Raw genomic sequence first — 14,706 nt, forward strand, 5'->3', positions numbered from 1 at the left:
GAAATAACAATCCAGATAAAAGTTCTAAACGAAAAAAGCCCTCTCCAACCAAAAGGTTTGAGAGGGCTTAGCATGGTGTCTAGGACAGTATCCTAAAAGGTAAACTTAAGGAGTAAACACTATGCTAAATAAGTCTGCGACTTATAGGTAGTAACGAGCACCAAGTAGCCATTGGTCGTCAGCATCTTTCTTGTAAAGGCCTGAACCTTGAAGATCAAACTGGTAACCAGCAAAACCTACGAACTGAGATGTGAAGTTGTATTCAGCTTGTAGAGCCGTTGTGCTGTATACAGTTTCGCTGTTCTTGTCGTCTTCTACCGCTTCGTAGTTAACGCTTAGGTTAAGGCTGTTAGACAGAGCGTAAGAAGCTAGTAGTTCAATTGCTACAGACTCTTCTAGTACACCAGTGAAGCTACCTACAGTCGCAGAGTTCATGTAGTTGTTCATTGCGTATACACCTGCAAGGTATAGACCTTCCGCGCCGTATGAACCGTAAGTTGCACTTAATACGTGAGAATCAGCAGTTTTTGAGCCAACAAAACCTGCGTAATCAACGTCACCTGTGTTGTAAGCGTAGTTTGCAGTAAAGTCAGCAATAGCGTAGTTCAAAGCGATCTGGCCACGGTTTCCGTAATCGTTGCCATTGTCTTTATCTGCCTTACGGCCTTGCCATGCAACAGCTGCACTTAGAGAGCCTGCGTTTCCGAAGTCTAGTGCATTAGCGTAGCTCACCATCTCTTCGCCACGACCAGTACCTAGGTTACCGTGATCATCGTAAATAAAGTCGTTTGCGAAAGCGATTGGCATATCAGCAACGCCAGCAACGTTGTAGTAAGGTGCCCATTGAGTACCTACTGCTGCACGACCTAGGTCATCATGAGTTAGACCAACGTAGCCTAGACGAGTTGTGAATGCTTCATCACCGCCGTCAAGCATGTTTAGCGCCCATTCACCTTTAGCATCAGCAGTAAAGCCGTTGCCTAGTTCATGAGTAGCGTTGAAGTTAATACGTGGAGAAACAGACTCTACACCGATATCATCTTCGTTGATACGGTCACCACTGTTTACATCACCAACAGCAACTGAAACGTGGCCGCCAACTGAGAATGTTGTGCCGTCTTCGTTGTAAAGTTCTACTGCAACTGCCTGTGTACCAAATACTGCACCAGAAATTGCTAGCGCTAAAAGTTTCTTATTCATTGTCATATCCATTTGTAACTGGGTGAGTTATTCACTAACAACCTCGTGCTTACGGAGAAGTTGTTACCTGCATTTAACAAGTAGGAAAACACTAATATACGAATGACAAAAAAGTTGCATTAAAATATATAAAATAAAACAAATCACACTATAAAAAACAAAAAATCAATATTAAACAAAAGGATAGAACACAAACCCGCCGTAACCTTTTTATATTTTGAGACCGACACCTTGTCAGATTTTGATTTTTCAATCGTGAAAGTAGCATTAAAATTCAAAGCAACATATTACTCATTAGACCATTGAGTGACACATCTTTAGCTTTGAAACATTTTGTAACATGCAGAACTCAGCTGAAATATTTTGCTTTGTGAAACAATTCCCAATTTGAGCTAGGAAAAATCACTCAATTGAAAGTGCACTAGAAAAAATACAAAAAAAAGGCAACCAATCAGCAACTGGTTGCCCTTAATAACACATCATTAAACTCTTATTTGAAGCAAACTTCAGCCCAGCGAGCTAAACCTGCAGTTACCGAACCGAAATAGTTGCCACTCACAATAGATACGTTAGGCACAGCTTGTTGTACAGCTTCACGAAGTATCGGTGAACGAGCTGACCCCCCCGTCATGTAGATTACGTCTGGCTTTTTCTGGCCTTGTTGAATCGCTTCTTTAACCAACTCAATCATCTTAGACTTTGGTGTTTCAATCGCTTCAACCATCTGTTCGATTGAGATGTCCACCTCGACCAATTCAGAGGCAACATTAATTGCAGCACGATATTGAGAGGATTCTGCCAGCGCGATCTTAGCTTCTTCCGCTCTGCGCACAATGCCGTAACCTAAAGTATCATGATAAACCTTCATCAAACGTTCTAGCTTTTGAGGCTCTGACGCTTCTTTACGAAGTAATTTCAATGCTGCTAGGTTTTCTCTTGAATAGAAATTCTTTTGAGCTTCAACATTATTAATCGCAATTGGATTCCAGAATTGAGTCAGTGGCATATCGATACCCGAAATGCCTTTGCTGCCCATACCAAAAGGTGACATCAGTTGTTTGAACGCAAGATAGATATCGAGGTCATTGCCCCCTACCCTTTGTCCACTGTGTGCGAGCAAACTCTGGGTACGATCCGCTTTACCAGACCAAGTTGGTCCCATTTCTAACAATGAACAATCGGTGGTACCACCGCCAATATCCACAACCAATACCGTTTGGTTTTCAGTTAGTGTACTTTCGTAATCAAGACCTGCAGCTACTGGCTCAAATTGAAAAGCGATATCAAAGAAACCGGCACGCTTAGCTGCGCGAGACAGTATATCTTCAGCTTGCCTGTTCGCCTCTTCTCCACCTCGACCATGAAAGTTAATTGGTCGGCCGATGACGGCTTGTTTGATCTGCTCTTGAGTCGTAAGCTCAGCTTGGTGCTTAATATTGGCCATCATGGCGCACACTAAATCTTCGAAAAAACTCACCTGAACATCATGCAGCCCACTCGCACCAAGGAAAGACTTAGGGGACTTAACATAATAAACGTCACGAGGGTCTTCTAAATAAAGATCCAACGCAGCCTGACCAAATGCCATGTCTTCTGGCACTAGATCGATACTCTCTTCTCTGTTCAGAGCAATAGCACGTCGGAGTACTTGCTCACCGATCGCATCACTCGGCTTAATATTCAAGTGGCGGAATAGATGTTCCGAAACGCTTTCACGGGTAGGCGCAAACACGGTTGAGGGAATATAGTGGTTGTTACCTTCTAACGGTAATAGGCTTGGCTCTCCATTGACCATCGCCGCGACAGAACAGTTCGCTGTTCCATAATCAAATCCAATAAACATAATATCCCCCACTCAACAAAAGGGGCAAGATGCTACCTGAAAAGCCTTGAAATTACGAGGTCATTTGCTTTTTTCGCTTGGTCATTTTTATTTTTCTGACTCTTAATAGCGAAACAAGTATGCTACATTTCAGGGCAAATGAATCACAGGTTAGATAAATGAAAACACCTTGCCGAGCGGCTTGTAAAAATAACGGTGGAATGTGCAGTGGCTGCTTTCGAACTATGGATGAGATTATAGGCTGGAAAAGCTTATCTGAAGACGAAAGACTGTCAGTCATGAATAACCTTAGCGGTGTAAGTTCCACTCACCAGTGTCCACAATGCAATGAACCGGCTCAGTGCGATATTAGTGCAGGTAAAGAAACGTGTTGGTGTTTTGAACTAGAGAAGAGAGATACTAACTCCGTACCTAAAACTGGGGTATGCATGTGTCGTAAGTGCTTGTCTGAGTTGCCGATTCAGTAGCCCACCAAGATAAAAGCCACTCAAAAAGAAAAAGCGAGAAAATCAAATCTCGCTTCAAAACACTTATTGTTTAGTAAGTATTTACTTCTTCTTTAAAGCAATTTACTTATTACTTAGCTTTTGCAACCAGCGCAGGCTGAGAAAACTGTATTCCGTTCCAGCCATGAACCATGAAGTTACGAATATTTTGATGATCGGTGTTCTTAGGAAAAGCTAGCACGTCGTTACGATAAAATTGACCAAAACAAGCAAGTGTTTGCTCTACTGATAGACCTTGCGCTAAACCAAAAGCAAAAATCTTACACGAACCATTATTTTGCCCTGCTGCATTCACCACCTCACCATTACGAAATTCACTCTCCGTAAAATCATAGTGAGCTTCAATCACCTGCATTGTTTCTTCAAATTGCACGCTTTCTGGAGTTTCAGCCAGAGTATTTAATAAGGTTTCCAGTTCCATTTACTATTTCTCCATCAAGTATATAACTGACAGCAGTGTATCTTGTTTTTCGGTAAGAGTAAGCCGTTGTTTACTTTGGACAGCGATTCACTTTTGGGCTTACAATGCTAATTACCTCAATGAAAGTAATGACATAGTTTTGTCAGGGCGTTATATTATTTTATCAAGCGGTTAACATTGTTCAGTAACGAATATGCATAAAGATAAGAACTTAGAACTGTTTAGATACCTTAAACCAGGTACAAAAACAGCAGCTGTATTAGAATTTGGCCCAGACGACTCCATCCAGATCAGTACACTTTATATCGGATACAAAGAAGATCAGTACCTTATCCTAGAGCTTTCACAAAAAGCGACAGAAGCTCTGACGCTCAGAAAACTCATCAATGTAGATATTATTGTTCGTGCTATCACAGATACTGAACTGGGGCATATTGTCGCCTTTAAAACCAATGTACTGGCTCATATCACCTCGCCCGCGCACCTTATTTTCCTGCGTCCTCCTTCGAGCTTTGCAAGCAAGCCTATCCGAGAACACGAAAGATACAAGGTACGCCTTAGCTGTGAAGTCACCTTTGATACTTTGTCATTGGATGCCACTTTGGTCGATTTTTCAGTTTCAGGTTGCGGCATTTATATCACGCAACAATCAGATATCGATGTAGGTTGGAAGATACAAGTAAACTCTGTCTTAAGTGAGTACTTAGATAGTGAACTGGTCTACAAAGTGGTGAGCAAGAAACGACAAGGCCAAGGCTGGCTGTTAGGCATTCAGTTCCCTGAACACCTAGATATGAGTGACGAGTTAAAAACGCTGCTGTTAGAGCAGGCCTTTGTTGCCGGCTTTGTATAAATGATTTTATTCACAATACTTGATCTATAGCGCTTTCAAAGAGTCAAATTAGTATTACGTTACATCCCAGTGTAAGTTTTTAAAATGAACAAATGCTTGGTGTAACGACTCTTCTTTAATAGGCTTTACAATCACGTAATTCGCTCCTGCAGCCATAAAGTTGTCTCTGGTTGAATCTTGAGCATCAGCGGTACACGCATAAATTGGAGCTGTGACACCAATTTCGCCTCTTAATTGCTGTGTAGTTTCAACACCACCTAGATTGGGAAGTTGGTTATCCATCAAGATAAGGTCATAGGCTGTCGCCTTAGCCATTTCTATCGCTTCTAAACCGTCTTTTGCCCAAGTAACTACCATTCCATATTTTTTGCAGAAAGCTTGAGCAATAAAGGCGTTAGTGTGATTATCTTCCACCAGCAGCACCTTCAAAGACCGGCTAAACAACGCCTCTGGCTCGATATTCACTTGTTGCTTAATGCTCAAGAGCGACTTAGAGCGCACTTCCACAGGAATTTCTATAATGAACTCCGAACCTTGTTCTATAACGCTTCGGACTTGGATGTCCCCCTCCAGCATATCGACAAGGTTTTTTACAATCGTTAAGCCCAACCCTGTTCCACCATACTCACGAGTAGTAGTCTCTTCAGCTTGAACAAAAGGTTCGAACACAGCATCAATTTTACTTTCATCGATACCAATACCTGTATCTTTCACTCGAACGACCAAACTAGCATGGTCTGAATTAAAGATACTTTCGAGTTCAAAGCTCACGGAAATGCCACCTTGGTGAGTGAACTTAAGGGCGTTACTCAGCAGGTTAAACATGATCTGGTTAAGACGCACTTGGTCGGTATTTATTTCGATGTCATCAACTATGTGATTCACAATCGTAAACGCTAATGATTTATCTTCACAAAGCGGACGATAAATGCTGTCCAAAGTATTGACCAACTCCCCCAAACGGAAGTTTTTCTTTTGAATATTGAACTGCCCCTGCTCTATCTTTGAGAAATCCAAAATATCGTTAAGTACCGCAAGTAGATGCTCCGCACTATTACAAAGTACATCCACCTGTTCTCGGTTATCTTCACTGTGTATAGAGCGCTTCAGTAACTGAGAAACACCGAGAATACCGTTTAGTGGAGTACGAATCTCATGACTCATCTTAGCTAAGAAGTCTGCACGCACATTCGCAAGGTGTTCTGCTTCTTCTCTTGCTCGATCTGCTTGCCTCTCAGCTTCAATAAGCTTGGTAATATCTTGTCCTTGCACTACCACACCAGTGATACCGTGTTCAACGCTTATTGCAGACATGTTCCAGCGAAATACCTTCTTGCCAATCGGCACATTGATACCCGTTAGTTTCGAGCCTTGAACGACCATCTGAATATTCGGCAGCATTCGGGTTTCAAACTCTTGAGCCACCGATCCGTAATTGTCATCGGCATCAAATAACGCCATTCGAGCCGCGGGGTTCATCTGGATTAAGTCGCCTTTCTCAGACCAAACCAGGATCGGTGAGTGGGCAAAGTTAAAGAGATCTTGGAACTTTTGATTCTGTTCCGATAAACGCTCAAAGGTGTCTTCAAGGGTACAACCAATATGATGAAATTCGAAAATGTTAGAGCCATCGAACTTGCTGTACTCTTCGCCATCACTTGCTGAGCGAGTGAAATCCATCAGCTTATCTAGTTCAGCAGCGACCCTTCTTTGAATCCAAGTTCGCGCAAAAAAAGACATCAATATGATCACCACAATCACCACGATGATTGCGCGCTGATAATTCTCTTCTAACGCAATGAAATTGTTGTTTTTTTGAATAGCTCGAATGATTAAAGGAGTTTCAACAGCATTGATCTTAATGGTTGCGATAGTGACAAAATGACGAGGCAACTGCTCGTACATTTGATAATTGAGGATGTCTGTAATGGTATAGCTTTCATCACCACTGAATGTCGATGTAACCGGTGTACCATGCGCCTCAATAACGATATTTTCGCAGTTACTGCCCTGTTGGATTGACTCAGCCAACGAGAAGTTGTTATCAAGCACAATAGCGATGTAGAGCTGACCAAGAACTTCCCCAGTAGCGTTATCAACAATAGGGGTACGGCGAGCCAACAAGTGACGCTTACCTATATTGGTCCTCAGTTTAATAAAATGCCAATTACTGCTGAACGAAACCTCATCAGAAATATGCTTTAAGCTGGACTCATCCAAACCATAAAACTGACTGTTGCCATCTTCCCAAGCCAAACCATCGTGGGTAGAGACAAAGCGTAAATCTGGAGCATGATCAGGCTCACGTTGGTCAACACCAAAGAAAAAGTAGCTCAGAGCATCTGCATCGTTGGTATCAAAATACTCCCGTAGCGTCTCACTGTGTGAACTACTATCTTGGTGAATTTGCAACACCGACAAACGATAATCAAACATATTCTGGATCAGGCTAGAGGTTTGCTGAACCGTTCGATTAGTCTCTTGTTTGACGATGCTACTACTGGTTTCATAATTATGAATAAGCACGCCAAGTGCCATCACGCCTATCACTAAAATAATGATACGTGTAATGAGTTTTGCTAAGGTGTTCCTTGGTGTACTGGCATAGCTTTTCTTCATTATTGACCTGAGTACCTAAATGCTCGCTGTTTAAGTTCTGAAATGCGTTCTGGGGAATCTTCCTTGGTCACAATTTCAAATTCACCAGAGTAAACGGTAGGTACTTCCAAACCGGCTAGATCCCACTTGATCGCCTCTGCCATCGCAATGCCCGTGTCGTCGTTCATACGCATGACAGTAACATCTAGGTCACCCCTTGCAATGGCTTCAAGTTCAGCAGAGCCGCCTCCCCAACCATTCACTAAGATGTCTTGACCCGATTCGCGGATGGCTTCCGCTGCACCAAGAGCGACATCCGTTGAGCATGCATAGATAAAGTCTAGATCCTTATCGTTCTCTATGCTGATTTTCGCCGCTTGGTAGCCACTGTCTTTGTTTGATTTGGTGTAAAACGAAGACTTAAGGGTAAAGTTCGTATCAGTATTCACTTCATGGATAAAAGTATCTCCACGCGCATCACTGATATAGCCTTGTGAGTAATACAAAACAGAATACTTACTGTTTGGTTGGCTTACTTGTTTAAAATAGTCCGCCAGTTTTAAACTGCCTGTCGCATGATCAAAACCCACATACATAAATGGCTGTCTATCTGCCCAAGCTCGCACTGGCGTTGTGATGTTTTGAAGAATCAACTTAGTATCTGTAGAGGTCAACACGTGCTCAATAAACTTACGGTGGCGCGTGGTATCTAGCGTGAAAATCAAATAATCCGTCTTGTTTTCAATCGCTTCTTGCAATGAAATGCTCTGCTGCGCGAGATCAGCATTAATACGGGTAAATACTTGATTTATTTGGTAGCGGATCTTCAGCCTATCGAGACGCTTCTCAAAAGCTTGAATATTACGAACCCAGTAATCCGAGATTTGTTGACCCGGATACACCACGGAAATCGTAATTGGCTCGTCTTGGATTCTTCTCAATGGCACAGGGTGATTTTGTACAGCCTCGACCATTTTATCGGTCAATGCTTTTTGCTCTGGAAAAGTGGAAAGATAATCTTGGTATTCCCAGTACCCATTGAGGACATGAGTACCATGGGATAGAGCGGACGCAGAAAATACGGCAAGTCCAAACAACATCAGTAAACGTTTCATATTTTTCTCGTTTTATATGAGCTACTTTGGCTCATTTTTTAACCTAGCATGACACCATCTCTTTGTATGGCTGAAAGATATTATGTAGGACAACGATGAGAAATGATAGCGTCTAACAATAATTAGAACGACATTCCAAATGAGTAACATGTTAATTTGGAATGGAGATTAAGAACAACTAGTTCAATCATGATTTCAGCCTATTAACAGTAAGAGTAATTACCATTTAAATTCATAAGCTTAGCTTGATTTATTATAGACCCTTACATTATTAAGATTTAATCAATAACAAACATTTTGGCTATGAATTATGAGACTTCGATATATTGAATTTGGTCTTCTTGCCACTCAATTATTAGTTTGAGTGATACCAATTTTTCTTTACGAGATTTGGGTAATTGTTTGATCGCGTATTCGGTTTTCAACGCCTCACTTTTTGACCCAACCCCAAAACTCCAAACCAACGTCAGCGGTCCTTTTCCTTTTAGTGCTTTTGCACCTTTGCCCGTTTGGTGTTGTTCAAACCGACGTTCCAAATTATTCGTCACGCCACAATAAAGGGCATTGTGACGATTGCGGATCAAGTACACGACCCAATCCGCATTTTTATCAACGTCTGACATTTAAAGCAGCGATTCAACCAGAGCCTTAAGCTCTGCCACTTCTGCTCGCAGGCTTGCGACTTCTGACTCTAATTCTTCAAACTTTTCATTCGATGCAGAAGGTGCTGCCGCGCTTACCGATGCCGTCGCAAACGCTTCAACATCCACTTCACCGCTCAACAGATGTTGATAACGTGATTCACGCTTGCCCGCTTCGCGTGGTAGCTTGACCACTAGCGCGCCCGCTTCTCTTGCAGCTAGCTTCTCAAGTGTCGCTTCCACCTCTTTTACATCGCTAAAGTTCGCTAGGCGGCCAGTTCGAGTGCGGAGTTCACCTGGAGTTTGCGCGCCACGCAGCAACATACAACAGATGATTGCGCGTTCTTGCTCAGTAAATTGCAGATCACCAAATTCCGTGTTGCAGAAACGATGCTGATACTTATTAACACGGCTGTTGAAGCTGCTTTCATCGCTCACCATGCGACGTCCGATCAAACCATCAACCGCATCTAAAACGTCTGACTCAGAAAGAGAGAGAACTGGCTCACGGTTACTCTTTTGATTACAAGCCGTTGTTAAGCTGTTCAGTGTTAATGGGTAGTGATCGGGAGTAGTGACTTCTTTCTCGATCAAGCAACCGATAATTCTCGCTTCAATTGGGGAAAGTACTGTGTTCATCGTTTTTCCTTTTTATTATTTTGATAATTCCATCTCAACACCTAACAATGCAGTCAATGAAGACTAGTGCTCAGACAAAATCGGTACTCGTTTCTTTCTGCCTTGTTCATCAATCATTATGATCTTAGAACGATTTAGCTCTATTTCCACGACTTCCAAATAAGTACGCTCTTGTACATACGCATCACGAAGCTTGTTTTGTTCTGCTGAAGATTCAGTGACGTTATCGTCCAATTCTTCGGTTTCTAATTGTTGTTGATTCATTTCACATTTCGTATCAATGCAGTATCTACATGGGATACTAACTTGATCGGTGAGATAAAAACAATCACACATCAGCGAGAGTGACTAATAATTAAACAACCTTACTTTTGCTTTGATCTAAAGACTGTTACATCATCAATTGATGTGCTTTAATCAGATTCAGACAATGTATTTGAAGATTAGGAAAAGGAATCTATGAGCAGCGTATTTGAAATTGTTAGCCAAGCACGACGTAAGAACAAACTTAAGCGTGAACTTTTAGACAACGAAAAGAAAGTTCGTGACAACCGTAAGCGTGTCGACCTTCTTGATAACCTACTTGATTACATCAAGCCAGAGATGACTCACGACGAGATCCTAGGCATTATCAAAAACATGAAGGCTGACTACGAAGACCGTGTTGACGATCACATCATCAAGAGTGCAGAGATCTCTAAAGCTCGTCGCGACATCAGCCGCCGCATTCGTGAACTAACAGAAGAAGACAAGCAAATCCAGGGTAAGAAGTAATCTAACCTCGTTGATTAACTTGTAATAATGTTAATAACCCATTCTTTGTAGTGGGTTTTTTTGTGCCTAAATTCTAGTGTCTATACTTAAGCGTACGTAAGTAACGATATAAAACTCAACAGCAGTATGAAACAAAATAACGAGTGAACATCAGCTATGGAGAGACCTTATGTACGCAAGTATTCTGATAACCTTAGCGCTATCAACTGCACAACCCTACCCTGAAGAGTTTGAGAAGCTTTATACCGAAGAGACAGAAATCACTTATGACGATCTCGTGGTCGATGTTCATGGCTATAAGGTTCCAACCCGCTCAGCATTTCGAGGTTGGATGCTCCTCAACCACGCTCAAGACCAAGTCAAAGCAATCGGACAACAACTCAAGGACAATGGCATAACTCAAAGCATGCCTCTGCATCTAGTCTTGCTGCAAGGGACGGATTGGGCAATGAGTAATACAACCTTGTTTACCCTCCCGAATAAGAAACATGTGCCAAACATGATCAACACCCTTAAGTACATACAGCAATATATTGAGCCTGAAATCGGTGTTGTTATACCAGTATCTGGAGAGCGAACCGATATCTACAATCAGCAAGCTGGCGGTGCACTACGAAGTAAACACTTGGAATTTTGCGCGTTGGACTTGGTTCCCGCCAATGATATTACTCGTGAAGATCTACACGTGAAGCTTAAAAAGGTTCATGCTGAATTTGGTCAGAAAAATAACGTTGGTCTAGGTTTGTATTCTGGTGTTCGGTTCCATATTGATACCTGTGGCTTTAGGCAATGGTAAAAGAACACATAAATGTCAAAATAACACGATAAAACAGCGTGTCCTTTTGACTCCAATAGGCCTCAATGAAAATTAAAACACTGATAAATAACAACTTTAAACTTGGATCGCTAATTGCTATTAGTTAAGTATCAAAAGAACTATTAGTAACTAGGAATTCAATATGAAGACGATGACTCAACGCTTTCAAACTCTACTTTCTGTTTCAAACTTCAGTTTAGCTATCACCGCCTTGCTTATGCTACTCAGCATTATTGTTGCTTATCCGATGGCCGATCACTTCTCACTGCCAATTCAAATAATGGCACACATCAGCACTATCTTGGTGGCTGCATTACTAAAGATTAGTTATGTAGGTCGTTGCCTTGCACAATACAATCTTGGATTGGAAGTTCGTTAGTTTGCACATCGCTAGCCTGATAATGAAGCAGTTAAACAATATCAAGGCTACTGAAAAGATCATACAGTTGGTGAGACTTATAAGGTTTTGGTAAATAGGCATTCATGCCCGCTTCAAAGCAATCTTTAATGTCTTCTTCTAACACACTCGCGGTTAAAGCAATGATGGGTAATGGTACGGCTTGTTGAACGGTTTCCCACTGTCGAATCGCACGAGTCGCCGTTATCCCATCCATAACAGGCATCATACAGTCCATCAAGATCGCATCAAACTGAGCACCTTGAGTAATCACGTCCACCGCTTCTTGGCCATTACTGGCAATCAAATATTCATAACCCGCTTGCTCAAGGAAGAAGCTCGCTATTTTCTGATTCATCAGGTTGTCTTCAACAATCAGAATACGTCGATTAAGAGAGCGAACCTCTTCATCTTTTGCTTCCACCGTCAGCACTTGCTCTTCACCGACATCAAGCGATTGTAAGCTGTTTAAGAACCGTCGGCCCAAAAATGGCAATGTATGAGTCGAATGAACCGTTTCTGAGATTAGATTGGTTTTAAATAGATGATGCTGACACACGATGACTCGAGTCAAAGAGTATGCTTCCTTCAACGTAGCAAGATCTTTCTCCATGGAGTGATGCAGCGTATGACAATAAAGTATGAAGTCGCTTTCTTTGAGGCTCTCATCAAGATCCGAAATGGATGACACGACATTAGGTCGAACGTTTAAGCGTTCGCATTCTTTGACCAGTTGATCGAGGTAATTGAAAGAATTCGAGATAATCGTCGCACGGCTTAGGTTGTTGAAGGTTTGAACGTGAACTTCGATAGTGTCTACATACAGACAAAATGTGAATGTAGAACCCTCCCCTTTCACTGAGCGCGCGGTAATATAACCGCCCATCAAATCAACAAGCTGTCGACAAATCGCAAGCCCTAGTCCTGTTCCACCGAATTGGCGAGTAATACTGCCATCTTCTTGAGTGAAAGGTTCAAAAATAGACTCTAACTTCTCTGGCTCAATTCCAATACCGGTATCAGACACACTGCATTCCAGCTTACCTCTCCCCATAGACATGGGTGTATAAGCAATGTCTGTTGTAATTGTACCCTTAGACGTAAACTTGATGGCATTAGATAACAGATTAGTCAGTACCTGCCTCACGCGGTACTCATCGAAAAACAATTGTGGCGGTGTTTGAGAATCAATATTGATGTCGAGCTCGATATCCTTACTTATCGCTTTGGATAAAATCACACTTACTGAGTCGTATACCGCCTCTCTCAGATCAGCATTGTGTGGTGATAGCATTAGGTTACCCGACTCGATTTTGGACAGATCAAGGATGTCATTCAGCAGAACCAATAATGAGTGAGAAGACGATTCGATATCTCCTAACACTTCTTGTTGATTCACGCTCAGTTGGCTTTGAGATAAGATCTCAGCCATCCCAATAATCCCGTTGAGTGGCGTACGTATCTCATGGGACATATTGGCTAAAAATGCGCTCTTGGCCTTGTTAGCCGAGATCGCATCTTCTTTTGCTTGTACTAGCTCTTTGTTATGTTGATAGTTGCGCTCCATCACTCGATTTAGAGTTTCAGTGAACTCGGCAAGTTCATCATTCCCTTGAATATGAATGACCTTTGGCTTGCCGTAGCTATCTGCGCATTCAGAGACTCCTTTCAAGATAATCGATAGGTTTCTATTTAGGCGAAGAGACGTCGCAACACCTAGCCATAATAAAACACCAGATACAGCAAGAATCAGAACTGTCATGATCAAGGTTTGTCTTTTTTGCAGCGCAATGTTTCTCGTCAGGTCAAACTGTAATTGCTTGGTATAAGCACCAACCGCATTTGAAATCGCCAGTTTCTTTCGTTCTAGGCCTTGCACATGGTCATATATTTCAGGTGACGAAAAATCTCCTTTAAGGATCCGAGCTGTAAAACGGTTTTGAAATTCATCTTTAGAAAACGTACTTAATAACTTTCTAATTTCAGGCGAGCGGCTTCCTGATCGGAAAAACGTATCTAATAACTGCTGCTGCCTTTCTAAAGCACCAACATAACTCAATAAATATTGTTCTATCAGCCTTGGAGCACGATACAAGCGGTAACTCAACCACGCTTCTCGCTGAGTCCAGAACACATAGTGCGTGAGATTGACAAACATCGCGTCAGCTTGACCGATCTTTTCATCCACTATGTTAAGACGATATTCAGATAGCTCCATTAACACATCTTTCAATAAGTCAAAGGCCTGCTCTGTTAGCTGTGTGTTGTTGTCAGTAATCAATGATGCGCTGTTATTAATATTCGAGGTCGCACTAGCTAAGTTTGCTAAAACCTCCTTAAGCTCAACCAATTGTGATTCAACACTCCAATTACTGTCTAGCTGTTGCAGTTGTGCCTCATACTGAGTGAGTCTATCCAATTCCGTATGCAGCTTTAAAAGCAGCTGACCTTTCTCAAGGGAGTCATTAGACAAAACTAACCATCGATAAGCATCACTTGAAACCGTATTAAAAGATTGAAGCGCTTCAACTTTAATGCGTGTTGTTTCGAGGTGGTTCATCTTCTTATCGTTCTTAAGCACTTCATTTACTGTAAAACCAAACATGATGAATACAGAAACCGTGGAAAGAAATATAAGACGCCATCTAATTGACATATTTATCATTTTTATAACCACTCCCTTCCCGAAAGTAATTTTATTTAGCCCAAGTTAAGAATAGGACATTAACAGAGGGTTATTGATCAAATTGGATATGAACAAACGATACTCTGAACCCAGAACGAAAAATTCGAAGAACAGAGCTTTAAAGCTGAGAGGCGTGCTTTTGCTAAGTGAAGTTTAGAAAAGCGAGGTTTCAGTGGGCAAAATGTAAACAAAAGATGTTTTCTCAAGTTATTATCA

Annotated in this window: 14 protein-coding genes; 5 read left to right on the forward strand and 9 right to left on the reverse strand. The window is 41.8% G+C overall.

Annotated elements, in window-relative coordinates; translation table 11 throughout:
• Window positions 1–141: 141 nt before the first annotated feature.
• Both QQ041_RS07685 and yegD read right to left on the reverse strand, forming a co-directional pair.
• On the reverse strand, window positions 142–1,200 hold the full coding sequence (locus QQ041_RS07685) for a porin (protein WP_102479721.1): 1,059 nt from the start codon (window positions 1,198–1,200) through the stop codon (window positions 142–144).
• Window positions 1,201–1,690: 490 nt separating this feature from the next.
• Window positions 1,691–3,043 carry a molecular chaperone gene (gene yegD, locus QQ041_RS07690; protein WP_285953494.1) on the reverse strand — a complete coding sequence of 451 codons (1,353 nt, stop codon included), beginning with the start codon at window positions 3,041–3,043 and terminating at the stop codon, window positions 1,691–1,693.
• A gap of 158 nt (window positions 3,044–3,201) precedes the next feature.
• On the opposite strand from yegD, the gene QQ041_RS07695 reads away from it, so the two are divergent.
• The gene (locus QQ041_RS07695) at window positions 3,202–3,510 is read left to right on the forward strand and encodes a DUF1289 domain-containing protein (RefSeq protein WP_146490051.1); all 309 of its coding nucleotides are present in this window, start codon (window positions 3,202–3,204) and stop codon (window positions 3,508–3,510) included.
• A 109-nt stretch (window positions 3,511–3,619) separates the two neighbouring features.
• Here QQ041_RS07695 and QQ041_RS07700 read toward each other — a convergent pair whose 3' ends face one another.
• On the reverse strand, window positions 3,620–3,970 hold the full coding sequence (locus QQ041_RS07700) for a HopJ type III effector protein (protein ID WP_285953495.1): 351 nt from the start codon (window positions 3,968–3,970) through the stop codon (window positions 3,620–3,622).
• 193 nt (window positions 3,971–4,163) lie between these two features.
• Here QQ041_RS07700 and QQ041_RS07705 point away from each other — a divergent pair, with 193 nt between their 5' ends.
• The gene (locus tag QQ041_RS07705; protein WP_060981612.1) at window positions 4,164–4,823 is read left to right on the forward strand and encodes a PilZ domain-containing protein; all 660 of its coding nucleotides are present in this window, start codon (window positions 4,164–4,166) and stop codon (window positions 4,821–4,823) included.
• A 54-nt stretch (window positions 4,824–4,877) separates the two neighbouring features.
• Here the strand turns inward: QQ041_RS07705 and luxQ are convergent, their stop codons facing one another.
• The 5 genes from luxQ to QQ041_RS07730 form a co-directional block, all read right to left on the reverse strand.
• Window positions 4,878–7,442, reverse strand: coding sequence for a quorum-sensing autoinducer 2 sensor kinase/phosphatase LuxQ (gene luxQ / locus QQ041_RS07710; RefSeq protein ID WP_285953496.1), 2,565 nt, complete (start codon window positions 7,440–7,442; stop codon window positions 4,878–4,880).
• A complete protein-coding gene (locus QQ041_RS07715) occupies window positions 7,442–8,536 on the reverse strand; it encodes an autoinducer 2-binding periplasmic protein LuxP (protein ID WP_146490048.1) in 1,095 nt (364 codons plus the stop codon). Before QQ041_RS07715 ends, luxQ begins: the two co-directional genes overlap by 1 nt.
• A gap of 308 nt (window positions 8,537–8,844) precedes the next feature.
• Window positions 8,845–9,159, reverse strand: a complete 315-nt coding sequence (locus QQ041_RS07720; protein ID WP_285953497.1) for a GIY-YIG nuclease family protein — start codon at window positions 9,157–9,159, stop codon at window positions 8,845–8,847.
• Window positions 9,160–9,816 carry a YceH family protein gene (locus tag QQ041_RS07725; RefSeq protein WP_285953498.1) on the reverse strand — a complete coding sequence of 219 codons (657 nt, stop codon included), beginning with the start codon at window positions 9,814–9,816 and terminating at the stop codon, window positions 9,160–9,162.
• A 63-nt stretch (window positions 9,817–9,879) separates the two neighbouring features.
• The gene (locus QQ041_RS07730) at window positions 9,880–10,080 is read right to left on the reverse strand and encodes a hypothetical protein (RefSeq protein WP_017630496.1); all 201 of its coding nucleotides are present in this window, start codon (window positions 10,078–10,080) and stop codon (window positions 9,880–9,882) included.
• Between the two features lie 195 nt (window positions 10,081–10,275).
• Here QQ041_RS07730 and QQ041_RS07735 point away from each other — a divergent pair, with 195 nt between their 5' ends.
• From QQ041_RS07735 to QQ041_RS07745, 3 genes are all read left to right on the forward strand, one after another.
• Window positions 10,276–10,590, forward strand: a complete 315-nt coding sequence (locus QQ041_RS07735) for a DUF496 family protein (RefSeq protein WP_060981617.1) — start codon at window positions 10,276–10,278, stop codon at window positions 10,588–10,590.
• A 169-nt stretch (window positions 10,591–10,759) separates the two neighbouring features.
• Entirely contained in the window at window positions 10,760–11,386 is a 627-nt protein-coding gene (locus tag QQ041_RS07740; RefSeq protein ID WP_146490045.1) for a D-Ala-D-Ala carboxypeptidase family metallohydrolase, read from the forward strand.
• A gap of 163 nt (window positions 11,387–11,549) precedes the next feature.
• Window positions 11,550–11,786, forward strand: coding sequence for a hypothetical protein (locus tag QQ041_RS07745; RefSeq protein WP_146490044.1), 237 nt, complete (start codon window positions 11,550–11,552; stop codon window positions 11,784–11,786).
• A 31-nt stretch (window positions 11,787–11,817) separates the two neighbouring features.
• On the opposite strand, the gene QQ041_RS07750 is transcribed toward QQ041_RS07745, so the two are convergent.
• Complete coding sequence (locus QQ041_RS07750) at window positions 11,818–14,409, reverse strand: ATP-binding protein (RefSeq protein WP_285953550.1); 2,592 nt, start codon at window positions 14,407–14,409, stop codon at window positions 11,818–11,820.
• Window positions 14,410–14,706 lie beyond the last annotated feature (297 nt).

The sequence above is a fragment of the Vibrio sp. TMPB1044 genome (assembly GCF_030442075.1).
Taxonomy (GTDB): Bacteria; Pseudomonadota; Gammaproteobacteria; order Enterobacterales; family Vibrionaceae; genus Vibrio; species Vibrio satsumensis.

Coding starts and splice junctions, on each gene's coding strand:
- QQ041_RS07730 (WP_017630496.1), bottom strand. CDS start 10,080: ATGAATCAACAACAATTAGAAACCGAAGAATTGGACGATAACGTCACT.
- QQ041_RS07695 (WP_146490051.1), top strand. CDS start 3,202: ATGAAAACACCTTGCCGAGCGGCTTGTAAAAATAACGGTGGAATGTGC.
- luxQ (WP_285953496.1), bottom strand. CDS start 7,442: ATGAAGAAAAGCTATGCCAGTACACCAAGGAACACCTTAGCAAAACTC.
- QQ041_RS07750 (WP_285953550.1), bottom strand. CDS start 14,409: ATGTTTGGTTTTACAGTAAATGAAGTGCTTAAGAACGATAAGAAGATG.
- QQ041_RS07725 (WP_285953498.1), bottom strand. CDS start 9,816: ATGAACACAGTACTTTCCCCAATTGAAGCGAGAATTATCGGTTGCTTG.
- QQ041_RS07715 (WP_146490048.1), bottom strand. CDS start 8,536: ATGAAACGTTTACTGATGTTGTTTGGACTTGCCGTATTTTCTGCGTCC.
- QQ041_RS07745 (WP_146490044.1), top strand. CDS start 11,550: ATGAAGACGATGACTCAACGCTTTCAAACTCTACTTTCTGTTTCAAAC.
- QQ041_RS07700 (WP_285953495.1), bottom strand. CDS start 3,970: ATGGAACTGGAAACCTTATTAAATACTCTGGCTGAAACTCCAGAAAGC.
- QQ041_RS07705 (WP_060981612.1), top strand. CDS start 4,164: ATGCATAAAGATAAGAACTTAGAACTGTTTAGATACCTTAAACCAGGT.
- QQ041_RS07685 (WP_102479721.1), bottom strand. CDS start 1,200: ATGAATAAGAAACTTTTAGCGCTAGCAATTTCTGGTGCAGTATTTGGT.
- QQ041_RS07735 (WP_060981617.1), top strand. CDS start 10,276: ATGAGCAGCGTATTTGAAATTGTTAGCCAAGCACGACGTAAGAACAAA.
- QQ041_RS07740 (WP_146490045.1), top strand. CDS start 10,760: ATGTACGCAAGTATTCTGATAACCTTAGCGCTATCAACTGCACAACCC.
- yegD (WP_285953494.1), bottom strand. CDS start 3,043: ATGTTTATTGGATTTGATTATGGAACAGCGAACTGTTCTGTCGCGGCG.
- QQ041_RS07720 (WP_285953497.1), bottom strand. CDS start 9,159: ATGTCAGACGTTGATAAAAATGCGGATTGGGTCGTGTACTTGATCCGC.